The sequence below is a fragment of the Serratia sp. CC22-02 genome (genome assembly GCF_900182895.1).
GTDB classification, from domain to species: domain Bacteria; phylum Pseudomonadota; class Gammaproteobacteria; order Enterobacterales; family Enterobacteriaceae; genus Serratia; species Serratia nevei.
Genome location: NZ_FXUD01000001.1, coordinates 1,306,131 through 1,324,745 on the forward strand (window position 1 = coordinate 1,306,131; position 18,615 = coordinate 1,324,745).

The window sequence follows — 18,615 nt, forward strand, 5'->3', positions numbered from 1 at the left end:
TGGCGGTCAGGCGGCAGGCGTGGCGGCCTGATAGAGGTTTTCCCACATGCCGCGCACCAGGATCTGATCCGGCGGCGAGAGTTCCCCGGCGGCGATCGCCTTGTGCAGGCTCTCTTCCACCCGCGCCTTCAGCGCTTCGGCAGTGTGCTCACCCTGCTCTTCCGCTTCGGCCACCGCCAGCGTCAGATGACCGCGCAGGTAGCCACCGGCAAACAGTTCATCATCGCTGGCGTGCTCTACCATGTCATCAATCAGCGCCAAAATGCGCGCTTCGAATTCTGCGATCATCAAATTTCCTCATTAAATAGCGGGCTGTGGCGTCAGTTGAGATCTTCCGGGTACGGAAAATGCTCGGCCGCCAACGGTGGCGTATTGTAGAACGATTGCAACGCCTGAATAAAGCGCGCAGGCCGTGTGGGTATTCCCTGCTCCAGCAGCGCCAATACCCGGGCGCGCACCTTGCGTTGGAACGCGATGCGATCCGGCTCGCAGTCGCCGTTCAGGTTGTCGCAGCTGACGTTGAACGGGAAACCGGCCGCCACGCAGAACATCCATTCCAGCGCCTGCGGTTTGATCTCTACCGCTTCGAATTCACTCTGGGTTTGCGCGTCGCGCCCGTCCGGGCAATACCAGTAACCGAAGTCCACCAGCTGGCGGCGCGCTTCGCCGGCGATGCACCAGTGCGAGATTTCGTGCAGGCCGCTGGCGTAGAAGCCATGGGCGAACACGATGCGGTGATACGGCAGTTCGTCGTCGGCCGGCAGGTAGATAGGCTCGTCGTCGCCCTTCACCAGGCGGGTGTTGTAATCATCGCTGAAGCACTGATTGAAGATCTCGATCAGCTGTTCATAGTGATAGCGGGTCTGCATGTCTGACATAAAAACTCTATAACCACAAAAATAAAGAGGCCATTATACCCGATAAGACAGGGCGCGTAAGCAACGCCCCCTCTTCATCTTTAACCGTGTACCAGGGCGGTCAACCACTGCTGAATTTCCGCGCCGTGATTGTCGTACAGCAGCTTGAGGCTCATCACCAGCGAGACGATCACGATCATCGGCCGAATCAGCTTCTGCCCGCGGGTCAGCACCATGTGCGCCCCCAGACGCGCCCCCAGCACCTGCCCCACCAGCATCACCAAACCGATGCTCCACACCACCTTGCCGCCGATGATGAACAGCGCCAACCCGCCGACGTTGGAGGTGAAGTTCAGCACCTTGGCATGCGCCGTGGACTTGGCGAGGTTAAAACCGCACAGCGTCACATAGGCCAACGCGTAGAAAGACCCGGCGCCGGGGCCGAAGAAACCGTCGTAAAACCCGACGCAGCCACCGGCCACCAGCCCAAACGGCAAGGCCCCGAGGCGGCGTTGACGATCTTCCTCACCCAGCCGCGGCATCAGCAGGAAATAGAGGCCGATGCCGATCACCAGCAACGGCAACATCTGCCGCAGCAAATCGGCGCGCATATGCTGCACCAGAATGGCGCCGGCGATCGAACCGATCAGCGTCAGAAATATCGTCAGCTTTTGGTCATTGAGGTTCACCGCGCGCCGACGAATAAAGTACAGGCTGGCGGAGAAGGAGCCGCCGACCGACTGCAGCTTGTTGGTGGCCAGCGCCTGCGCCGGGGGAACCCCCACCGCCAGCAGGGCCGGTACCGTCAGCAACCCACCGCCGCCGGCGATGGAGTCGATAAACCCCGCCAGCAGCGCTACCGCAAACAACACCCCGAGCATCTCGGGGCCAATGACAAACCAGTCCATGTGTTATTCCGCTGAGAAATGGTGATCCAGCAATGCCTGACAGGTCGGCGGTAACGGCGGCGGCACGGATTTGCCCGGCTTGGCGTTAGGCTGATGCGGCACGAACCAGCTCGCCAGTTCGGCCCCGCAGCCGTCACCCGGCGGCGGCGTATCCTGCTCCTGGCACTCCAGGCTGCCGGCCGGGCAACGCAGGCGCACGTGCATGTGCGCACGATGGCCGAACCACGGGCGCACCTTGTGCAGCCAGGCGCGATCGGCGCCGGCATCCAGGCACAGGCGCTGCTTGATCGCCGGGTTGACGAAGATGCGCGTCACCTCCGCGTCCTGCGCCGCCAGCTTGATCAGCGACTCAATTTGCGGCTGCCATTGGCTGGCCACCACCTGTTTGCCGTCCCCTGATACCAGGTCGATCGGCTGTGGTTTCAGCAATTGCTGCGCACTCCAGCGTTGGCGCGGCAGCTGCAGCCAGATGTCGACGTCGAGCCCCGACTGGTGGCTGGCGTGGCCGCTGCTGAAGCGGCCGCCGGCCGGCATCGCCATGTCGCCGATCAGCACCGTGCCCAGCGCTTTCTGGTTCGCCTGGCTGCTGAGGCGCTGAATAAACGCCAGCAGATCCGGGTGGCCGAAATAGCGGCGCTGGTCGGTACGCATCACCTGGTAGTTCGGTGAGTTCAGCGGCAACGGCTGCGCGCCGATGATGCAGCCGTTGGCGAAACCGCCCACCGCCTGCGGCGCGCCGGCCACCGGGTGATCGATTTTCTGCCACGGCGTCAGCGCCATGGCGGAGGCGGAGGCCGTCAGGGCCACCAGGCCCAACATCCAGTTTTTCATGGCGATTACCAGCGAGGCACGTCGGAAACCACATCACCGTTTTGCGCACGCTGGCGCAGCAGGTGATCCATCAGCACGATCGCCATCATCGCTTCGGCGATCGGCACAGCGCGGATGCCCACGCACGGATCGTGGCGACCGCGGGTGACCATTTCCACCGCTTCGCCCTGGCGATTGATGGTGCGGCCCGGCACCATGATGCTGGAGGTCGGCTTCAGCGCCAGATGCGCCACCACCGGTTGGCCGCTGCTGATGCCGCCGAGAATGCCGCCGGCATGGTTGCTCTGGAAGCCTTCCGGGGTGATTTCATCGCGGTTTTCGCTGCCGCGTTTGGTCACCACGGCAAACCCGTCGCCGATCTCAACGCCTTTCACCGCGTTGATGCTCATCAGCGCGTGCGCCAGATCGGCGTCGAGACGGTCAAATACCGGCTCGCCCAGGCCAACCGGCACGTTTTCTGCGATCACGCTGACCTTGGCGCCGATGGAGTCGCCCTCTTTTTTCAGCGCGCGCATCAGTTCGTCCAGCGCTTCCAGCTTGTCCGGATCCGGGCAGAAGAACGGGTTCTGCTCGACCTGATCCCAGTCTTTCAGCTCGCAGGTCACGTCGCCGATCTGCGCCAGATAGCCGCGTACCTGCACGCCGAACTTCTGCTGCAGGTATTTCTTGGCGATAGCGCCCGCCGCGACGCGCATGGCGGTTTCACGCGCCGAAGAACGGCCGCCGCCGCGATAGTCGCGCAGGCCGTATTTCTGTTCGTAGGTGTAGTCGGCATGCCCGGGACGGAACACGTCTTTGATGGCGCTGTAGTCTTGCGAGCGCTGATCGGTGTTCTCAATGATCAAACCGATGCTGGTGCCGGTGGTCACGCCTTCGAATACGCCGGAGAGAATGCGCACCTGATCCGGTTCGCGGCGCTGGGTGGTGTAACGCGAGGTGCCCGGACGACGGCGGTCCAGATCGTGTTGCAAATCGGCTTCGGTGAGCGGAATGCCGGGCGGCACGCCGTCGACGATACAACCCAGCGCCACCCCGTGAGATTCACCGAAGGTGGTGACGCGGAAAATCTGCCCAATACTGTTTCCTGCCATCACGGCTCCTTACCGTTAGTCTTTTATCGTTATGAGGCCCGCCGTGCGGGCCCTGGAAATGCGGTTTAGCTGCGGTAGAGGCTGAAGTGTTCCTTGCAATCCACCAGCTGCTGTTTGGTCAGCATGAACACGCCGTCGCCGCCGTTTTCGAACTCCAGCCAGGTGAACGGAATGTCCGGATATTGATCCATCAGGTGTACCATGCTGTTACCCACTTCACAAATCAGCACGCCGTCGTCGGTCAGGTAGTCCGGCGCGCAGGCCAGGATGCGGCGCACCAGCTTCAGGCCGTCGCTGCCCGCCGCCAGGCCCAGCTCCGGCTCAAAGCGGAACTCCTGCGGCAGATCGGACATGTCTTCCGCATCGACGTACGGCGGGTTGGTGACGATCAGATCGTACTGGATCGCGGGAACGTCGCGGAACAGATCGGAACGGATCGGGATCACCTGATGTTCGACGCCGTGCGCCTGAATGTTGCGCTCGGTCACCGCCAGCACCTCGCTGGAGATGTCCACCGCGTCCACTTCCGCCTCCGGGAAAGCGTAGCCGCAGGCGATGGCGATACAGCCGCTGCCGGTGCACATGTCGAGGATATGGCTTGGCGGGTGTGGGATCAGCGCGCTGAAGCGATCGTTGATCAGCTCGCCGATCGGCGAACGCGGCACCAGTACGCGCTCGTCGACGTAGAATTCCATGCCGCAGAACCAGGCCTTGTTGGTCAGGTAGGCAACCGGGATGCGCTCGTTGACGCGGCGGATCACGCGCTCAACGATGCGATGGCGCTCGCTGGAGGTCAGACGGGCGGTGTGCATGTCCTCCGGAATATCCAACGGCAGGAACAGGCTTGGCAGCACCAATTGCACCGCTTCGTCCCACGGATTATCGGTTCCGTGACCATAGTAGATATTGGCGGCGTTGAAACGGCTTACCGTCCAGCGCAGCATATCTTGAATGGTGTGCAGTTCGTTCACTGCTTCGTCGACGAAAATTTTGTCCAATTTGCCCTCCGGCAGGCGCTGTGTTTCATGATTTAGCCGCATAGTTTGCCATGAAGCCCGCGACAAATCACGCTTGCCCCTCGCGCTTTTCATTCTGGCCCGAGTTTTGCGTCGACAGCGCTCGTTCACAAGGTAAACTAGCGAAATAAACGATTTCCGGTGAATGAAGCATGAAGAACAAGCCCCCTCTGAGCAAAGACGAACAACAGCTCTTCAGAGAGTCGGTGGCGGGCGCGAAAAAGCTGCGCCAGGACACCATCGTCCACCGCCCGCCGAAACCCAAGGTCAAACAGATTGCCCCGCAGCGGCTGCTGCAGGAGCAGGTCGATGCCAGCTATTATTTTTCAGATGAATACCAGCCGCAGCTGGAAGAGGAAGGCCCGACGCGCTACGTGCGCCCCGGCAGCAGCCCGTATGAGCTGAAGAAGCTGCGACGCGGCGATTATTCGCCGGAGCTGTTTCTCGATTTGCACGGCCTGACCCAGCTGCAGGCCAAGCAGGAGCTGGGGGCGCTGATCGCCGCCTGCAAACGCGAACACGTGCACTGCGCCTGCGTGATGCACGGGCACGGCAAGCACATTCTCAAACAGCAAACGCCGCTGTGGCTGGCGCAGCATCCCGACGTGCTGGCGTTCCACCAGGCGCCGAAGGAATGGGGCGGCAACGCCGCCATCCTGCTGTTGGTGGAGCTGGCCGAGTAGACCCGCAGAAACGACTCAGGGCGATGTCAGACATCGCCCTGAGTTTATTCCGCACCGCATCCGCGGCTCACACTTTGGCCATCACCTGCGACGGGCTGACCTGCCATTCAAACTTGCCGTAGCTGCCGTCCGCCGGCAGATCGACGTTGGCAATCGCCGAGGTCGCGAACATCGGCGGGCACTCACCCGGGCACAGTTCGGCCACCAGATAGCCCACCAGAGGCAGGTGCGACACGATCAGCACCGAGCTCACCCCTTGCATCGCCAGCGCTTGCAGGTAGCTGCCGACCTGTTCGGCGTTGCCGCCCGGCGTCAGCTCGGGCAGCACTTCTTCGCCCTCCGGCAGCGTCAAGGCTTCACGCACCGTCGCCAGCGTCTGTTCGGCCCGCAGATAGGGGCTGACCAGCACGCGTTCAATATCCACAGACTTGGTGTTCAACCAGGCCGCCATCTGACGGGACTCGTCGCGGCCGCATAGGGTAAGGGGCCTTACCGCATCGCTGGCTGCCTCGAGCGCCGCCTCTCCGTGACGCATAATCAAAACTTGCATATTGCACCGCTGTTGTTGACAAAGTAACGCTATACAGAAACGCCGTGCGTGCTGTACCGCCGAGTTTTACAACCCAAAGCCAAAGCTTTAAAACGATAACGCGCCGTCTCTTTATGGCGGCCGGGCATTTTGCCTGAAAGTTTGCGTAAAGAAAACGCTGTTTTTTACAGCAATCCTCTCCGGGCAAACCTCGATTGCTCACAGAACAAGCAATTCAACGGGTTAAATTTTAACCTTGCCGCCATGAAATTTATTGATGGCGGTCAAGCTAACTTACCGCTGCCTGCGCCTTGCTGTACAGCCTCACCGGCTGACGCTGTTGCAAGGAGTGATGGCGATCACAACGCGGCCCTGTTGCAACTATAGTGCAAATCGGGCCGCCCTGCGTTCAGCTCCCCAGCGGGTAAAAGCGCTCGCCCTGCTGCGCCATGCGCTGCAGGCGTTCGCACGGGGCGAAGTGCTCGCCGTGCTGCTGACGCAGGTAGTCCAGCGTCTTCACCACTTTCTCGGCGCCGAGCTCGTCCATATAGCGGAACGGGCCGCCGAGGAACGGCGGGAAGCCGATGCCAAACACTGCGCCGATGTCGCCGTCGCGCGCGCTGCGGATCACGCCTTCGTCCAGGCAGCGCGCCGCTTCGTTCAGCATCATCATCACGCAGCGTTGAGCGACGGTCGCCGGCAGCATGTGCGCCTTCGGCGTGACGCCGAGCAGCGTATACAATGAGGTATCCGCACGTTTGCGCCGCTGCCGCTGCTGCCCTTCGCTCGGGTAGAGATAGAAGCCGCGGCCGTTCTTGCGCCCTTTGCGCCCGTCTTTCAGCACCGCATCGAACGCAGCCGGCGCGGCGAAGCGCGGCCCCAGCGCCTCGACCAGTACCGGGATGATCTTGGTGCCGACGTCGATGCCCACTTCATCCAGCAGGGTGATCGGGCCAACCGGGAAACCGAAGTCCACCAGCGCCTTGTCCAGCGACTCCATCGGTTCGCCTTCCAGCAGGCAGCGCGCCGCTTCGTTGATGTACGGCGCCAAGATGCGGTTGACGTAAAAACCGGCGCTGTCGCCCACCACGATGGCGGTCTTGCCCTGCTTGTGCACCAGCGCCACGGTGGTGGCGATGGTCTCTTCGCTGGTGCCGGCATGCGGGATCACTTCCACCAGCGGCATCTTGTCCACCGGGCTGAAGTAGTGCAAGCCGATCACCTGCTGCGGCCGCTGGGCTTTTTCGGCGATGCGGCCGATAGGCAGCGAGGAGGTATTGGAGGCGAACACGGTATGCGGCGCGCAGTTTGCTTCGACCTCGGCCACCATCTGCTGCTTCAGCGCCAAATCTTCAAACACCGCCTCGACCACGACATCCACCTGTTCAAAGCCGGTGTAATCGGTAGAGCCGGAGATCAGCATCATCTGTTTTTGCCGCTCGGCCGGGCGCATGCGCTTGCTGCGCACCCGCTTGCCGAGCACGTCCCAGCTGTATTTCAGCGCGTGATTGATGCCGGTTTCATTGATGTCTTTGATGCGAACCGGCAAACCGCCGCGGGTGGCGGTGACGCAGGCGATGCCGCCGCCCATCAGACCGCCACCGAGAATGCCGACGCGGTGCAGGGCGCGCGGCTGAGCATTGCCGCCCCGCTCTTTTTTCAGCGCGGTGGAGGCGAAGAACAGGCTGCGCAGCGCCGCCGACTGCGGCGTCATCGCCAGTTCGCCGAAGGCGCGCGCTTCGGCCTCATAACCGCTGGCGCTGCCGTGATCCAGCCCGGTGCGCACCACCTGAATGATGCGCTCCGCCGCCGGGTAGTTGCCGTGGGTTTTCGCCAACGTTTTCTTGCGCACGATGCTGAACAGCAGATTTCTGCCCAGCGGGCCGTTGAGCAGGCGATCCTGCCACGGCAGCTCGCGCTGATGTTTCCAGCCCTGTTTCACCCGCTCGATAGCGGTCTGCAACAGAATCGACTGCGGCACGGCGTCGTCCACCAACCCCATGCGCAGCGCCTGGCGGGCACGAATGTGCTTGCCGGTCAAGATCATGTCCAGCGCCTTGGCAGCGCCGACCAGGCGCGGCAGGCGCTGCGTACCGCCGGAGCCCGGCAGCAGGCCCAGCTGCACTTCCGGCAGCCCAAGCGCGGTCTTGTCATCGAGAGAACAGACGCGGCCGTGGCAGGCCAGCGCCAGTTCCAGCCCACCGCCCAGGCAGGCGCCGTGAATGGCCGCCACCACCGGCACCGGGAACGCGGCGATCTGCGCCAGCGTGCTCTGCCCTTTCTTGGCCAGCGTTTCCGCCTCTTTGGCGCTGGTGCAGGCGGCAATCATGGTGATGTCGGCGCCGGCGATAAACGAGTCCGGCTTGCCGGAAACGATCACCAACCCTTCCAGCGCGGTATGCTGTTGCGCCCGGATCAGCACGTCGTTCACCTGTTCGACGAACTCGGCCTTGAGCGTATTCACCTTGTCGCCCGGTACGTCGATGGCGATCACGCCGATGTTGTCGGGGCGAATCGTCAGCTGAAAGGCCGACGGTTTGGCGCGCTGTTCATGCAATGCGTTTTCAAAGCTCATCATTCCACCTCCACGATCATCGCGGCCCCTAACCCGCCGGCGGCGCAGGCGGTGGTCAGGCCCAGCCCGCCGCCGCGGCGTTTCAGCTCATGCAGCGTCTGGGTGATCATGCGCGCGCCGGTGGCGGCGAACGGGTGGCCATAGGCGATGGAACCGCCCAGAACGTTGAATTTGTCCATGTCCACCTCGCCGATCGCCTGGCTGCGGCCAAGCTTCTCGCGGGCGAACTCTTCGCTGGCGAACATCTTCAGGTTAGCCAGCGTTTGCGCGGCGAAGGCTTCATGCATGTCGATGAGCGTCAGATCGGCCAGGCCGATACCGGCGCGATCCAGCGCCAGCGGCGTGGCGTAGGAAGGCCCCAGCAGCATGTCTTCCCACACGTCGATGGCGGCGAAGGCGAAGCTGCGCAAATAGCCCAGCGGCTGCAGCCCCAGCTCTTTGGCGCGCGACTCGCTCATCATCAACACCGCCGCCGCGCCGTCAGTCAACGGTGTGCTGTTGGCCGCGGTGACGCTACCGTGCTTGCGATCGAACGCCGGTTTCAGCTTGGCGTAGGACGCCAGGCTGGAGTCTTTGCGGATGTTATTGTCTTCAGAAAGCTGCGCGCGGTAAGGCGGCACGTAGGCGGTCATCACCTCGTCGCGCAGCCACCCCTGCTGCCAGGCCTTGGCCGCCAGCTCGTGGGAACGGTGCGCCAGCGCATCCTGCGCCTCGCGGGTGATGCCGTGGCTCTTCGCCATCTGCTCGGCGGTATCGCCCATGCGCAGCCCGGTGGAATACTCCGCCACCGCCGGTGGCACCGGCATCAGATCGCGGAATTTCAGCCGGCTGAACAGTTTGAGACGCTGCGACAGCGTACGCGCCTTGTTGACGTCCACCAGCGTGCGTGCCAGCGCCTTGCTGACGCCGATCGGCAAGACGGAAGAAGAGTCCGCCCCGCCGGCGATGCCGACGCTGATGCTGCCGGCCATGATGCTCTCCGCCACGTTGGCGATCGCCTGGAAGCTGGTGGCACAGGCGCGCGACACGCTGTAGGCGTCGGTATGGACGCTCATGCCGGTGCCCAGCACGATTTCACGCGCGATGTTCGGCGCCTCGGGCATTTGCACCACCTGGCCGAACACCAGCTGTTCGATAAGCTGCGGATCGATACCGCTGCGCGCCAACAGCTCGCTCACCGCCGTTTTCCCTAAATCCACCGCCGGAATGCCGTGATAGGCAGTCGCCTGTTTGGCAAAGGGGGTACGTAGTCCATTCACAATCGCAATGCGGTCACCATGACGGGTCACCAACGGCAGTGCCTTACTCATAAATGCTCCTGAAGAAAATAACGTCAGCGCAATGGGCAGAAAGAGGTCTGACCTGATGAGGTCATTGTTAACCAAACGGTTACATTTGGCAAACCGGCAGAGATCAAAACTGCGAGCAGGCGCACTTTCTATCGGGGGGCGATGTAGGGAAGGCAATCCCCGACGCGCGGCAGGCGGCGCCGGGGGTAAAGCGGGGATTAACGCAGGCCGAGCTGGAAGATCAGGGTTTCCGCCTGGCAGGCGAAGGTGAAATCGGCCTCCAACTGCACGCCGCCGTCAACCGGTTTAATGCTACTGCTGATGTCACAAGGGTCGGATTCTACCGCGCGCGCCTTTTCGCTCAGGGCGGCCAGCATGGCTTCCGCATCTTGTTGATTGCTGAACACCTGGCTGTAGGACGCGGTGCAATCGGTGTTATCCATCACGGTGCCGACATCCACGCAGCAACACGCGGCGGTTTCCTGGGCGCTGCATTTATTAATTGCATCTGACATGATTGGTTCTCCTCAAGGGCCTCGGTTATCAGCCCAAATTGCCGTTTTACTCACCGGCACAAAGCCACAAAATTCTGCAGGTATTTTACGCTTCCGCGCCAGCAATCACTAGCACTTACTTTTACTGGGTGTTTTAAGTGATGGAAATCACAAATAAAAATGAGCGCCTGCTAAGGAATGGTAAGAATTTTGTTATTTACCGCTGGCTTTTTGTTAAGCAGATCTCTTTTTTGATATCAGGTTGGAAATATTTCAAAAACAAACTTGCAACATTTTCACAGGTCAGACCTATACTTCAGCCACTGGTCTGATTTGTCTGAATGATAACGGACCCTACAATCCCGCGCTCCTTGTTACCTTGCGTAACATAGTTTAAATAATAAACACATAATGAGGTTTTGGTCATGAGCCAGAAAAACCTATTGACTAAATCAGCTCTCGCAGCTGCAGTGGCAATTATTTCTTCAAACGTGTCTGCCGCAGGATTCCAGCTGAATGAGTTCTCATCAGCTGGTTTAGGACGTTCGTATTCTGGCGAAGGCGCCATGGCGGATACGGCGGCCTCCGCGAGCCGCAACCCGGCGTTGCTGATGATGTATACCCGTCCGGAACTCTCTTTCGGCGCAGTCTTCATCGATCCGGACGTCGATATCAGTGGCCAATCCCCTTCCGGCGCCAGCCTGGATGCGAAAAACATCGCGCCGACCGCCTGGGTGCCGAACCTGCATTATGTTCACCCGATTAACGATCAATTCGCCGTAGGCGGCTCGGTCACCAGCAACTTTGGTTTGGCGACCGAATACAACAACGGTTATGCGGCGGGTTCCATGGGCGGCAAAACCGATCTGGAAACCCTGAACCTGAATCTGAGCGGCGCTTATCGCCTGAACAAAAACTTCAGCTTCGGTCTGGGTTTTGACGCCGTCTACGCCAAGGCTAAACTCGAACGTTATGCCGGCGACCTGCCAAAATTGATCGCCGGTTCAGGCAAATTGCCGCCACAGTTGGCCGGCCCGGTTTCGCAGATCCCGGCAGATACTCAAATTTCTCACCTGAAAGGCGACGAATGGGGCTTCGGCTGGAACGCCGGTATTCTGTACGAAGTGGATGAAAACAACCGTTACGGCTTCACCTATCGCTCAGAAGTGAAAATCGACTTCGACGGCGATTACAAAAGCAGTCTGCCTTCAGCCTTCAACCCGCTGCTGGCCTCTCAAGGTCTTCCGTGGGGTACCAACGGCACCACCATTCCGGGTTCTCTGAGCCTGCATCTGCCGGAAATGTGGGAGCTGTCCGGTTACAACAAAGTAGCGCCGCAGTGGGCTATCCACTATAGCCTGGCCTACACCAGCTGGAGCCAGTTCCAGGAGCTGAAAGCCACCGGCAACAACGGCCAGACCCTGTTCCAGAAGCATGAAGGCTTCAAAGACGCTTACCGCATCGCGCTGGGCACCACCTACTTCTACGACGACAACTGGACCTTCCGTACCGGTATCGCTTTCGATGACAGCCCGGTGCCCGCCCAAAACCGTTCGATCTCCATTCCGGATCAGGACCGTTTCTGGCTGAGTGCCGGTACCACCTATGCGTTCAACAAAGATGCGTCGGTCGACGTCGGCGTGTCCTACATGCACGGCCAAAAAGTCACCATCAACGAAGGCCCTTACACCTTCACTTCCGAAGGCAAGGCCTGGCTGTACGGCGCCAACTTCAACTACCGCTTCTAATCTCGCTTGAGAAAGAAGCCAAAGCGCCCCTCGGGGCGCTTTTTTTTGCCCGCCGCTTGCCGCCGGCATAAAAAAACCCGCCTGACGGCGGGTTTTCATTGGCGTAACGCCCGTGATTACTGCGAGTCGATCTCGTCCAGTTCGCCCTGAATCGCCTTGGCGTTCGGGTTCTCTTCCGGCTTGAGCGAACCGCCGTTGGCGATGAAATCGTGGCGCTGGAAGTAAGCTTCGCGCACCATGATGTAAGGATCGGAAGAGTTGCGCAGCAGACCATCGGAATCCAGCAGCTGGGCGCGGGTTTCGATCCCCTCGACCACCCACTTGCCCGCCGACATCCAGAAGGTCAGGTAGCTCAGCATCGGATACAGCGTATCCGCAAAGTCGCCGCCTTCGTCACGCAGCGTGAAGCTGCCGTAGCCCGGCAACATCACGTACGGGCCGTAACCCACATCGTAATGGCCCAGCGTGCTGCCGAAGCGGTTGGGTTCTTCGCGCGCCAGTTTCGGGTTGGCCATGCCGGCCACGTCGATCAGGCCGCCCATCCCGAGCAGGGTATTCAGGAAGAAACGGTTGAAGTGGATCATCCCGCGGTAAGGATCGCCCTTTAGGAAGGCGTTGACCATGCTGGCCGGCTCTTCCAGGTTAGAGGTGAAGTTGCTGATGCCGTTACGCGCCGGCATCGGCACGTAGTCGCGCCAGGCCACCGCGACCGGGCGCAGGATATAAGGATCCAGGACGTTGTAGTTGAAGTCGAACATCGTCCGGTTAAATCCTTCCAAAGGATCGGAACGCCCTTGCGGATCTTTGTCTGGCGCGCTGGCACAGCCCACCAGTAATACCGTTGCGAATGCCACCCCAGTCAGGCGAAAGTTCATATTTTTCTCCATAAAAACACGTTCGGTCTTATTTTTCATTGACCTGCTTGTTTATCTGAACGCTAACCTGCTCTTTACCGCTGAATGTCTGCAGCGAGCTTTCGCCGAACCAGTCTCCCGGCTGCGGCGTGGCCAATCCGTCCTGTGAGAGGCGCACACGCACCTGCACCTGATGCTGTGCCGAGAGTAGACGCTCGGGCATCATGGCGTTGCTGTCATCCAGAGAGAAAGACAGCGGAAAACGGCTCAGCGGCAATTGTTTTACCGCCACCGGCACCGGGCTGACGCCGTCGGTCACCGAGATGACCAGCGTCCCCTGCGTCGGCAGGGCTTTCGCCGCCTGCGGTGACAGCGAAACGGTCACATTCAGTTTAACAGTTTCTCCGCCGGCCTGGGCTTTTGCTTGTGCAATGCTGCGCTTTATCACTTCCGCGCGCGGATCGTTGGCCGGCAGCAGCTGCAGCATCACCTGCCAGGCGCCTATCGCCTGCTTGAAGTCGCCCTGTTCGAAGGCATTGAACGCCAGCAGGCTCAGCACCCGCGGATCGCCGTGATTTTCCGCGATCATGCGCCGCAACAGCTGCGTCGCCTGCTTGTTATCCTCCGGATCGTTGGATCGCGTCAAGACCTCGGCATAGCCGAGCCGCACTTCCAGACTATTCGGATCCAATTGATAAGCATGGGCAAACGCCTGCGTGGCGGTGGTGGCGTTGTTCAGCGCCATGCCGACCCGCCCCAGCATCATCCAGTCGTTGATGTTGCGATCGTCCTGCTGCAGCGCGGTGCGCAGCCCCAGCCCGAGGCGGGCGATCTCTTCCATGCTCAGCGGTTTGGCGCGCTCATTGGCGACGCGCTCGCGCAATTCCGGCATTTGCGCCTGCACCAGGCGCCAGTCCAGCACCTGCGCCAACCCGCCGGTTTTCAGATAAAAGCCAACGGTCACCGCCAGCAATAACAGCACGCCCGGCACCAGCGCCCAGCGATTGATCGGCTTCGCCTGCGCCGCCTGCTCGACGGGAATGTCGTTCAGCAGATTTTGTTGCAGCTCTTTCACCAGCTCCGGGCGCTCGGCCACCACGCCTTGCTGCTCGTCCTGCTCCAGCTCGCTGAGGCGATCCTGATAAAATGCCTTGTTCAACGCATCGCGCGTGGCGGCGCTCTGCTTGCCGTGGCGCATCGCCGGCACCACCAGCAACGCGGCGGCGCCGGCCAGCAACACGCAAATAATCAGCCAAAAAGCCATTAGGGTTTCTTCCTGTCAGTCTCTTGCAACAGCGCCGCCAGGCGCTGCCGTTCCCGTTCGGAGAATTCATCGTCCACCACCGCGCCAGGCCGGCGACGGGTGCGCAGGATCACCACCGCCCCGCCGATCAGCACGAACAGCAGCGGGCCGATCCACAAGATCAGCGTCGCCGGCGTTACCGGCGGCTCATAGGTGACAAAGTTACCGTAGCGCGCCACCATGTAATCGATGATCTGCTGCTTGCTTTGCCCCTGCATCATCAGCTCGTACACCTTGGTGCGCATGTCGGCGGCGATGATGGCATTGGAATCGGCAATGCTGTTGTTTTGGCATTTCGGGCAGCGCAGCTGTTCGGTCAACTCGCGATACTGCTGCTCCTGCTCGACGGAGTTGAAGCGATAGGTATCGATCGCCGCGGCAGCGCTCCAGCTCAGCAGCGCGGCGCACAGCAGGACAATCAGCCTCATGCCTCACCCCCGTACTTTTTATACAGCGGCAGCACTTCCTGCTGCCAAACGCGCTCATTCATGTCGCCGGCGTGGCGATAGCGAATAATCCCCTGGCCGTCGATAAGGAAGGTCTCAGGCGCGCCGTAGACCCCGAGATCCAACCCCAGCATGCCGTCGCCGTCGTACAGGCTGAGGGCATAGGGATTGCCGAGGGAATTCAGCCAGGTCACCGCCTTGGCGCGATCGTCTTTATAGTTCAGGCCAACCACCCGCACGCCACGCGCCGCCAGCGTATTGAGATACTGGTGTTCCGCGCGGCAGGTCGGGCACCAGGTGGCCCAGACGTTAAGCAATATCGGCTTGCCATCGCGCAGCACCGCCTGATCGTAGGTTTTGCCGGGCTGATCCAGCGACTCCAGCCTGAAGGTCGGCACCGGTTTGCCGATCAGCGCCGATTCCAGCATGGTCGGATCTTCGCCGCCGGCGTTGCGCGTCAGTTGCACCATCAGCGCCGCCACCAGCAGCAGGAAGAGGACCAACGGGATAAACAGCAGCTTACGATTCATGGTTGCGCCTCCAGCTTGCCTTCGCGCTTGAGTTTTTTGCTCATGCGGTAACGCGGGTCGAGGATGCACAGCAGGCCGCCGATCGCCATAAAGACGCCGCCGAACCAAATCCAGCGCACGAAGGGTTTGTAATACAGGCGTACCGCCCAGGAGCCGTCCTCCAGCTCCTCGCCCAGCGCCGCGTACAGATCGCGGCTGAAACCGCCGTCGATCGCCGCTTCGGTCATCATGCTGCGCGCCACGCTGTAGTAGCGTTTCTCCGCGTGCAGCGTCGCCTCCGGCTTGCCGTTGCGCGTGACGTCGATGATGCCGACGCCGCCGCTGTAGTTCGGGCCGCGAATGTCGTGCACGTCGCGGAACACGAAGTGATAGTTGTGAATATCCACGCTGTCGCCGGCCTTCATCCGCACGTCGCGCTCTACGCTGTAGTTCTGGCTGAAGGCAATGCCGATCACCGTCACCGCCACGCCGAGGTGGCCGAGCACCATACCCCAGTGGCTGCGGGACAGCTGGCGCAGGCCGCGCCAGAAACCGTGACGGTGGGTAGCGCGCTCATGCAGCTCCATCAGCGTCAGGATGATCACCCACAGCGCCATGATCAGGCCCACCACCGTCATGCCGGCGATGCTGTCCTGCAGCAGCCACGGCAGCAGGATTGACAGCACCAGCGTCGCCAACAGCGCCACGCCGAGGCGGCGCCACAGCTTGCTCGGCTCATCGCGGCGCCAGCGCACCAAAGGCCCGATGCCCAACAGCAGCGCCAACGGCGCCATCAGCCAGGTGAACATGGTGTTGAAGAACGGCTCGCCGATCGAGATGCTGCCCAGCCCCAGCTGTTTGTGCACCAACGGCAGCAGCGTGCCCAACAGCACCACCAGCATGGCGGCGATCAGCAGCACGTTGTTGCCCAGCAGGAAGGTCTCGCGCGAGAAGGTCTCGTGCTGCACCCGGCTGCGCACCTGGCCGCCCTTGACCGCGTACAGCAGCAGCGAACCGCCGATCACGATCACCAGATAGGCGAGGATAAACATGCCGCGCGCCGGATCGGAGGCGAAGGAGTGCACCGAGACCAGCACGCCGGAGCGCACCAGGAAGGTGCCCAGCAGGCACAGCGAGAAGGCGGTGATCGCCAGCAACACCGTCCAGGCTTTGAACGTGCCGCGTTTTTCGGTCACCGCCAGCGAGTGCATCAGCGCGGTGCCGGCCAACCACGGCATAAAGGAGGCATTCTCCACCGGATCCCAGAACCACCAACCGCCCCAGCCCAGCTCATAGTAGGCCCAGGCCGATCCGAGCACGATGCCGAGCGTGAGGAACACCCAGGCCGCGGTGGTCCACGGGCGTGACCAGCGCGCCCAGGCGGTGTCGAGCCGGCCGGCCATCAGCGAGGCGATGGCGAAGGCGAAGGCGACCGAGAAGCCGACGTAGCCCATATACAGCAGCGGCGGGTGGAAGATCAGGCCGATATCCTGCAGCAGCGGGTTGAGATCGCTGCCGTCGATCGGGAAATTCGGTAGCGTGCGAGTGAACGGGTTGGAGGTCATGATAATGAACAGCAGGAAACCGGCGGTGATCATCCCCATCACCGACAGCACCCGCGCCACCGCATCCTGCGGCATCGCCCGGCTGCACAACGCCACTGCCAGCGACCAACAGCTCAGCAGCAGCACCCACAGCAGCAGCGAACCTTCATGCGCCCCCCAGGTGGCGGCGATGCGGTAATACACCGGCAGTTGGGTATTGGAGTTGGTGGCCACGTAGGCGACGGTAAAATCGTTGACCACGAAGGCGTGCACCAGGCACAGGAACGCCAGCGCAATCGCGGCGAACATGCCGTAGGTCAGCGGGCGGGCGACCGCCATCATGCGGCTGTCTTGCCGCGCCGCGCCCCACTGCGGGTAAATACTCAGCAGCAGCGCAATCGCCAGCGCCAGGCACAGCAGAAAACTGCCCAGTTCCGGCATCATGACTTGGTGCCCTCTGCCTGCGGCGCGTTATACGCTTCCGCCGGGCCTTTGTGGTTCTCTTTCATCGCGTCGGCCACTTCCGGCGGCGTGTATTTCTCGTCGTGTTTGGCCAGCACTTCGCGCGCATTGACCACGTTGCCCTCGCCCAGTACGCCCTGCGCCACCACGCCCTGCCCTTCGCGGAACAGGTCCGGCAGAATGCCGGTGTAGGTCACGCCGATCGCGCCGCGCGCGTCGTAAATCTTGAAGCTGACCTGCAGCGTATTGGGATCGCGTTTCACCGAGCCCGGCATCACCATGCCGCCGATGCGCAGCCGCTGGCCGACCTCGGGCTTCTCATGATTTTCACCCTTGCCCTGCAGGATTTCACCCGGGGTATAGAACAGATCGATGTTGGAGCGCAGCGCGTACAGCATCAGGGTCGCGGTCAGCGCGATGCCGATCAGCACAACGATCGCCAGATAAAGGCGGCTTTTACGACGTGGATTCACAATGATTTCTCCCGCGGTGCGGCGGATTTTTGTTTTGATTGTTGCGCATGGCGAATGCGCCGCTCGCGCGCCTGACGGCGGCCGATCTCGGCGAGCAACTGCCGCCGTTGCCAGACGGTGTGCGCCACCAGCCCCAACAGCGAAATCAGCGTGGCGGCGACCGCCAGCCAAACATAGAAGGCGTAACCGCCCATGGCGAAAAACGCCGACCAGGAATCGAACGCGGCATTCATGACTGACGCTCCTTATTCACCAGCCCGGCGACCCACGGGCGCTGGCGCTCCTGGAACAGGATCAGATTGCGCAGGCGCATCAGCGTCAGCGTGACGAACAGCAGCAGGTAACCGAGGATCGCCCAGCGCAGCGGGGTGCGCATGCTTGGCGCGATAGACTGCTGCATATTGGTCGAGCCCTGATGCAGCGTATTCCACCATTCGACCGAAAAATGGATGATAGGGATATTCACCACGCCCACCAGCACCAGAATCCCGGCGGCGCGGCCCGCCAGACGGCGGTCTTCAAAGGCGTTGTACAGCGCGATGACGCCCATATAAAGGAACAGCAGCACCAGCTCGGAGGTCAGACGCGCATCCCACACCCACCAGGTGCCCCACATCGGCTTGCCCCAGGCGGAGCCGGTCACCAGCGCGATAAAGGTGAACACCGCGCCGATCGGCGCCATCGCCGCCACCACGGTATCGGACATTTTCATCTGCCACACCAGGCCGATAAACGCCGCCACCGCCATCGAGGCGTAGATGCCCATCGACCACATGGCCGCCGGCACGTGAATATAAATGATGCGGAAGCTGTCGCCCTGCTGATAATCCTTCGGCGCGAAACCAAAGCCCCATGCCCAGCCAAGCAGCAGGCAGGCCGCCGCCGCCAGCCCCAGCCAGGGGATAAAGCGGCCGCAGACGTGATACAGCCGTTCAGGCCGCGCCAGTTGATGTAACCATTTCCACATTGTCGTCAGTGCTCACGGTAATTTTTATGCGTCGGC

At 61.5% G+C, this 18,615-nt stretch carries 20 protein-coding genes; 2 read left to right on the forward strand and 18 right to left on the reverse strand.

What is annotated here, in order from left to right; genetic code table 11:
* Window positions 1-6: 6 nt before the first annotated feature.
* The 6 genes from QOL81_RS06215 to prmB all read right to left on the reverse strand — a co-directional run bounded on the left by QOL81_RS06215 (window position 7) and on the right by prmB (window position 4,685).
* On the reverse strand, window positions 7-288 hold the full coding sequence (locus QOL81_RS06215) for a YfcL family protein (protein ID WP_016926855.1): 282 nt from the start codon (window positions 286-288) through the stop codon (window positions 7-9).
* Between the two features lie 32 nt (window positions 289-320).
* A complete protein-coding gene (locus tag QOL81_RS06220) occupies window positions 321-869 on the reverse strand; it encodes an elongation factor P hydroxylase (protein ID WP_169318894.1) in 549 nt (182 codons plus the stop codon).
* An 89-nt stretch (window positions 870-958) separates the two neighbouring features.
* Complete coding sequence (locus tag QOL81_RS06225) at window positions 959-1,765, reverse strand: sulfite exporter TauE/SafE family protein (protein WP_025303718.1); 807 nt, start codon at window positions 1,763-1,765, stop codon at window positions 959-961.
* Between the two features lie 3 nt (window positions 1,766-1,768).
* The gene (gene mepA / locus QOL81_RS06230) at window positions 1,769-2,596 is read right to left on the reverse strand and encodes a penicillin-insensitive murein endopeptidase (RefSeq protein ID WP_038876512.1); all 828 of its coding nucleotides are present in this window, start codon (window positions 2,594-2,596) and stop codon (window positions 1,769-1,771) included.
* Between the two features lie 5 nt (window positions 2,597-2,601).
* Complete coding sequence (aroC, locus tag QOL81_RS06235) at window positions 2,602-3,687, reverse strand: chorismate synthase (RefSeq protein WP_033635387.1); 1,086 nt, start codon at window positions 3,685-3,687, stop codon at window positions 2,602-2,604.
* 65 nt (window positions 3,688-3,752) lie between these two features.
* Window positions 3,753-4,685 (reverse strand): 50S ribosomal protein L3 N(5)-glutamine methyltransferase, encoded by a 933-nt coding sequence (gene prmB, locus QOL81_RS06240; protein ID WP_060420842.1) that lies wholly within the window; start codon window positions 4,683-4,685, stop codon window positions 3,753-3,755.
* Window positions 4,686-4,855: 170 nt separating this feature from the next.
* Here prmB and smrB point away from each other — a divergent pair, with 170 nt between their 5' ends.
* Window positions 4,856-5,386: an endonuclease SmrB gene (gene smrB, locus QOL81_RS06245; protein WP_004936226.1), complete on the forward strand. Its 531-nt coding sequence runs from the start codon at window positions 4,856-4,858 to the stop codon at window positions 5,384-5,386.
* A gap of 67 nt (window positions 5,387-5,453) precedes the next feature.
* Here smrB and sixA read toward each other — a convergent pair whose 3' ends face one another.
* The 4 genes from sixA to QOL81_RS06265 all read right to left on the reverse strand — a co-directional run bounded on the left by sixA (window position 5,454) and on the right by QOL81_RS06265 (window position 10,294).
* Window positions 5,454-5,936, reverse strand: coding sequence for a phosphohistidine phosphatase SixA (gene sixA, locus QOL81_RS06250; RefSeq protein ID WP_004936230.1), 483 nt, complete (start codon window positions 5,934-5,936; stop codon window positions 5,454-5,456).
* Between the two features lie 388 nt (window positions 5,937-6,324).
* The gene (fadJ, locus tag QOL81_RS06255) at window positions 6,325-8,490 is read right to left on the reverse strand and encodes a fatty acid oxidation complex subunit alpha FadJ (RefSeq protein ID WP_283439747.1); all 2,166 of its coding nucleotides are present in this window, start codon (window positions 8,488-8,490) and stop codon (window positions 6,325-6,327) included.
* A complete protein-coding gene (gene fadI, locus QOL81_RS06260) occupies window positions 8,490-9,800 on the reverse strand; it encodes an acetyl-CoA C-acyltransferase FadI (protein WP_033653729.1) in 1,311 nt (436 codons plus the stop codon). The genes fadJ and fadI overlap by 1 nt, the downstream gene beginning before the upstream one ends.
* 197 nt (window positions 9,801-9,997) lie before the next feature.
* Entirely contained in the window at window positions 9,998-10,294 is a 297-nt protein-coding gene (locus QOL81_RS06265) for a YfcZ/YiiS family protein (protein WP_072145088.1), read from the reverse strand.
* A gap of 404 nt (window positions 10,295-10,698) precedes the next feature.
* Here QOL81_RS06265 and fadL point away from each other — a divergent pair, with 404 nt between their 5' ends.
* Window positions 10,699-12,021, forward strand: coding sequence for a long-chain fatty acid transporter FadL (fadL, locus tag QOL81_RS06270; protein ID WP_060419975.1), 1,323 nt, complete (start codon window positions 10,699-10,701; stop codon window positions 12,019-12,021).
* 116 nt (window positions 12,022-12,137) lie between these two features.
* On the opposite strand, the gene mlaA is transcribed toward fadL, so the two are convergent.
* Genes mlaA through QOL81_RS06310 form a run of 8 tightly spaced genes read right to left on the reverse strand, consistent with a single transcriptional unit; the run spans window position 12,138 to window position 18,579 of the window.
* Window positions 12,138-12,896 carry a phospholipid-binding lipoprotein MlaA gene (gene mlaA / locus QOL81_RS06275; protein ID WP_049200138.1) on the reverse strand — a complete coding sequence of 253 codons (759 nt, stop codon included), beginning with the start codon at window positions 12,894-12,896 and terminating at the stop codon, window positions 12,138-12,140.
* A gap of 28 nt (window positions 12,897-12,924) precedes the next feature.
* Window positions 12,925-14,139, reverse strand: coding sequence for a c-type cytochrome biogenesis protein CcmI (gene ccmI / locus QOL81_RS06280; protein WP_049270556.1), 1,215 nt, complete (start codon window positions 14,137-14,139; stop codon window positions 12,925-12,927).
* Window positions 14,139-14,606, reverse strand: a complete 468-nt coding sequence (locus QOL81_RS06285) for a cytochrome c-type biogenesis protein (protein WP_060419972.1) — start codon at window positions 14,604-14,606, stop codon at window positions 14,139-14,141. Before QOL81_RS06285 ends, ccmI begins: the two co-directional genes overlap by 1 nt.
* Window positions 14,603-15,154 (reverse strand): DsbE family thiol:disulfide interchange protein, encoded by a 552-nt coding sequence (locus QOL81_RS06290; RefSeq protein WP_033653726.1) that lies wholly within the window; start codon window positions 15,152-15,154, stop codon window positions 14,603-14,605. Before QOL81_RS06290 ends, QOL81_RS06285 begins: the two co-directional genes overlap by 4 nt.
* The gene (locus QOL81_RS06295; RefSeq protein WP_039564915.1) at window positions 15,151-17,121 is read right to left on the reverse strand and encodes a heme lyase CcmF/NrfE family subunit; all 1,971 of its coding nucleotides are present in this window, start codon (window positions 17,119-17,121) and stop codon (window positions 15,151-15,153) included. The genes QOL81_RS06290 and QOL81_RS06295 overlap by 4 nt, the downstream gene beginning before the upstream one ends.
* On the reverse strand, window positions 17,118-17,612 hold the full coding sequence (ccmE, locus tag QOL81_RS06300) for a cytochrome c maturation protein CcmE (RefSeq protein ID WP_130017813.1): 495 nt from the start codon (window positions 17,610-17,612) through the stop codon (window positions 17,118-17,120). The genes QOL81_RS06295 and ccmE overlap by 4 nt, the downstream gene beginning before the upstream one ends.
* Window positions 17,609-17,845 (reverse strand): heme exporter protein CcmD, encoded by a 237-nt coding sequence (gene ccmD, locus QOL81_RS06305; protein WP_004936267.1) that lies wholly within the window; start codon window positions 17,843-17,845, stop codon window positions 17,609-17,611. Before ccmD ends, ccmE begins: the two co-directional genes overlap by 4 nt.
* Window positions 17,842-18,579, reverse strand: a complete 738-nt coding sequence (locus QOL81_RS06310; RefSeq protein WP_004936270.1) for a heme ABC transporter permease — start codon at window positions 18,577-18,579, stop codon at window positions 17,842-17,844. The genes ccmD and QOL81_RS06310 overlap by 4 nt, the downstream gene beginning before the upstream one ends.
* Window positions 18,580-18,615: the final 36 nt, after the last annotated feature.

Bases quoted from the DNA above. Each gene is read 5' to 3' on its own strand.
- QOL81_RS06215 (WP_016926855.1), bottom strand. From the start codon at position 288: ATGATCGCAGAATTCGAAGCGCGCATTTTGGCGCTGATTGATGACATG.
- QOL81_RS06220 (WP_169318894.1), bottom strand. From the start codon at position 869: ATGCAGACCCGCTATCACTATGAACAGCTGATCGAGATCTTCAATCAG.
- QOL81_RS06225 (WP_025303718.1), bottom strand. From the start codon at position 1,765: ATGGACTGGTTTGTCATTGGCCCCGAGATGCTCGGGGTGTTGTTTGCG.
- mepA (WP_038876512.1), bottom strand. From the start codon at position 2,596: ATGAAAAACTGGATGTTGGGCCTGGTGGCCCTGACGGCCTCCGCCTCC.
- aroC (WP_033635387.1), bottom strand. From the start codon at position 3,687: ATGGCAGGAAACAGTATTGGGCAGATTTTCCGCGTCACCACCTTCGGT.
- smrB (WP_004936226.1), top strand. From the start codon at position 4,856: ATGAAGAACAAGCCCCCTCTGAGCAAAGACGAACAACAGCTCTTCAGA.
- sixA (WP_004936230.1), bottom strand. From the start codon at position 5,936: ATGCAAGTTTTGATTATGCGTCACGGAGAGGCGGCGCTCGAGGCAGCC.
- fadJ (WP_283439747.1), bottom strand. From the start codon at position 8,490: ATGAGCTTTGAAAACGCATTGCATGAACAGCGCGCCAAACCGTCGGCC.
- fadI (WP_033653729.1), bottom strand. From the start codon at position 9,800: ATGAGTAAGGCACTGCCGTTGGTGACCCGTCATGGTGACCGCATTGCG.
- QOL81_RS06265 (WP_072145088.1), bottom strand. From the start codon at position 10,294: ATGTCAGATGCAATTAATAAATGCAGCGCCCAGGAAACCGCCGCGTGT.
- fadL (WP_060419975.1), top strand. From the start codon at position 10,699: ATGAGCCAGAAAAACCTATTGACTAAATCAGCTCTCGCAGCTGCAGTG.
- mlaA (WP_049200138.1), bottom strand. From the start codon at position 12,896: ATGAACTTTCGCCTGACTGGGGTGGCATTCGCAACGGTATTACTGGTG.
- ccmI (WP_049270556.1), bottom strand. From the start codon at position 14,139: ATGGCTTTTTGGCTGATTATTTGCGTGTTGCTGGCCGGCGCCGCCGCG.
- QOL81_RS06285 (WP_060419972.1), bottom strand. From the start codon at position 14,606: ATGAGGCTGATTGTCCTGCTGTGCGCCGCGCTGCTGAGCTGGAGCGCT.
- QOL81_RS06290 (WP_033653726.1), bottom strand. From the start codon at position 15,154: ATGAATCGTAAGCTGCTGTTTATCCCGTTGGTCCTCTTCCTGCTGCTG.
- QOL81_RS06295 (WP_039564915.1), bottom strand. From the start codon at position 17,121: ATGATGCCGGAACTGGGCAGTTTTCTGCTGTGCCTGGCGCTGGCGATT.
- ccmD (WP_004936267.1), bottom strand. From the start codon at position 17,845: ATGAATGCCGCGTTCGATTCCTGGTCGGCGTTTTTCGCCATGGGCGGT.
- QOL81_RS06310 (WP_004936270.1), bottom strand. From the start codon at position 18,579: ATGTGGAAATGGTTACATCAACTGGCGCGGCCTGAACGGCTGTATCAC.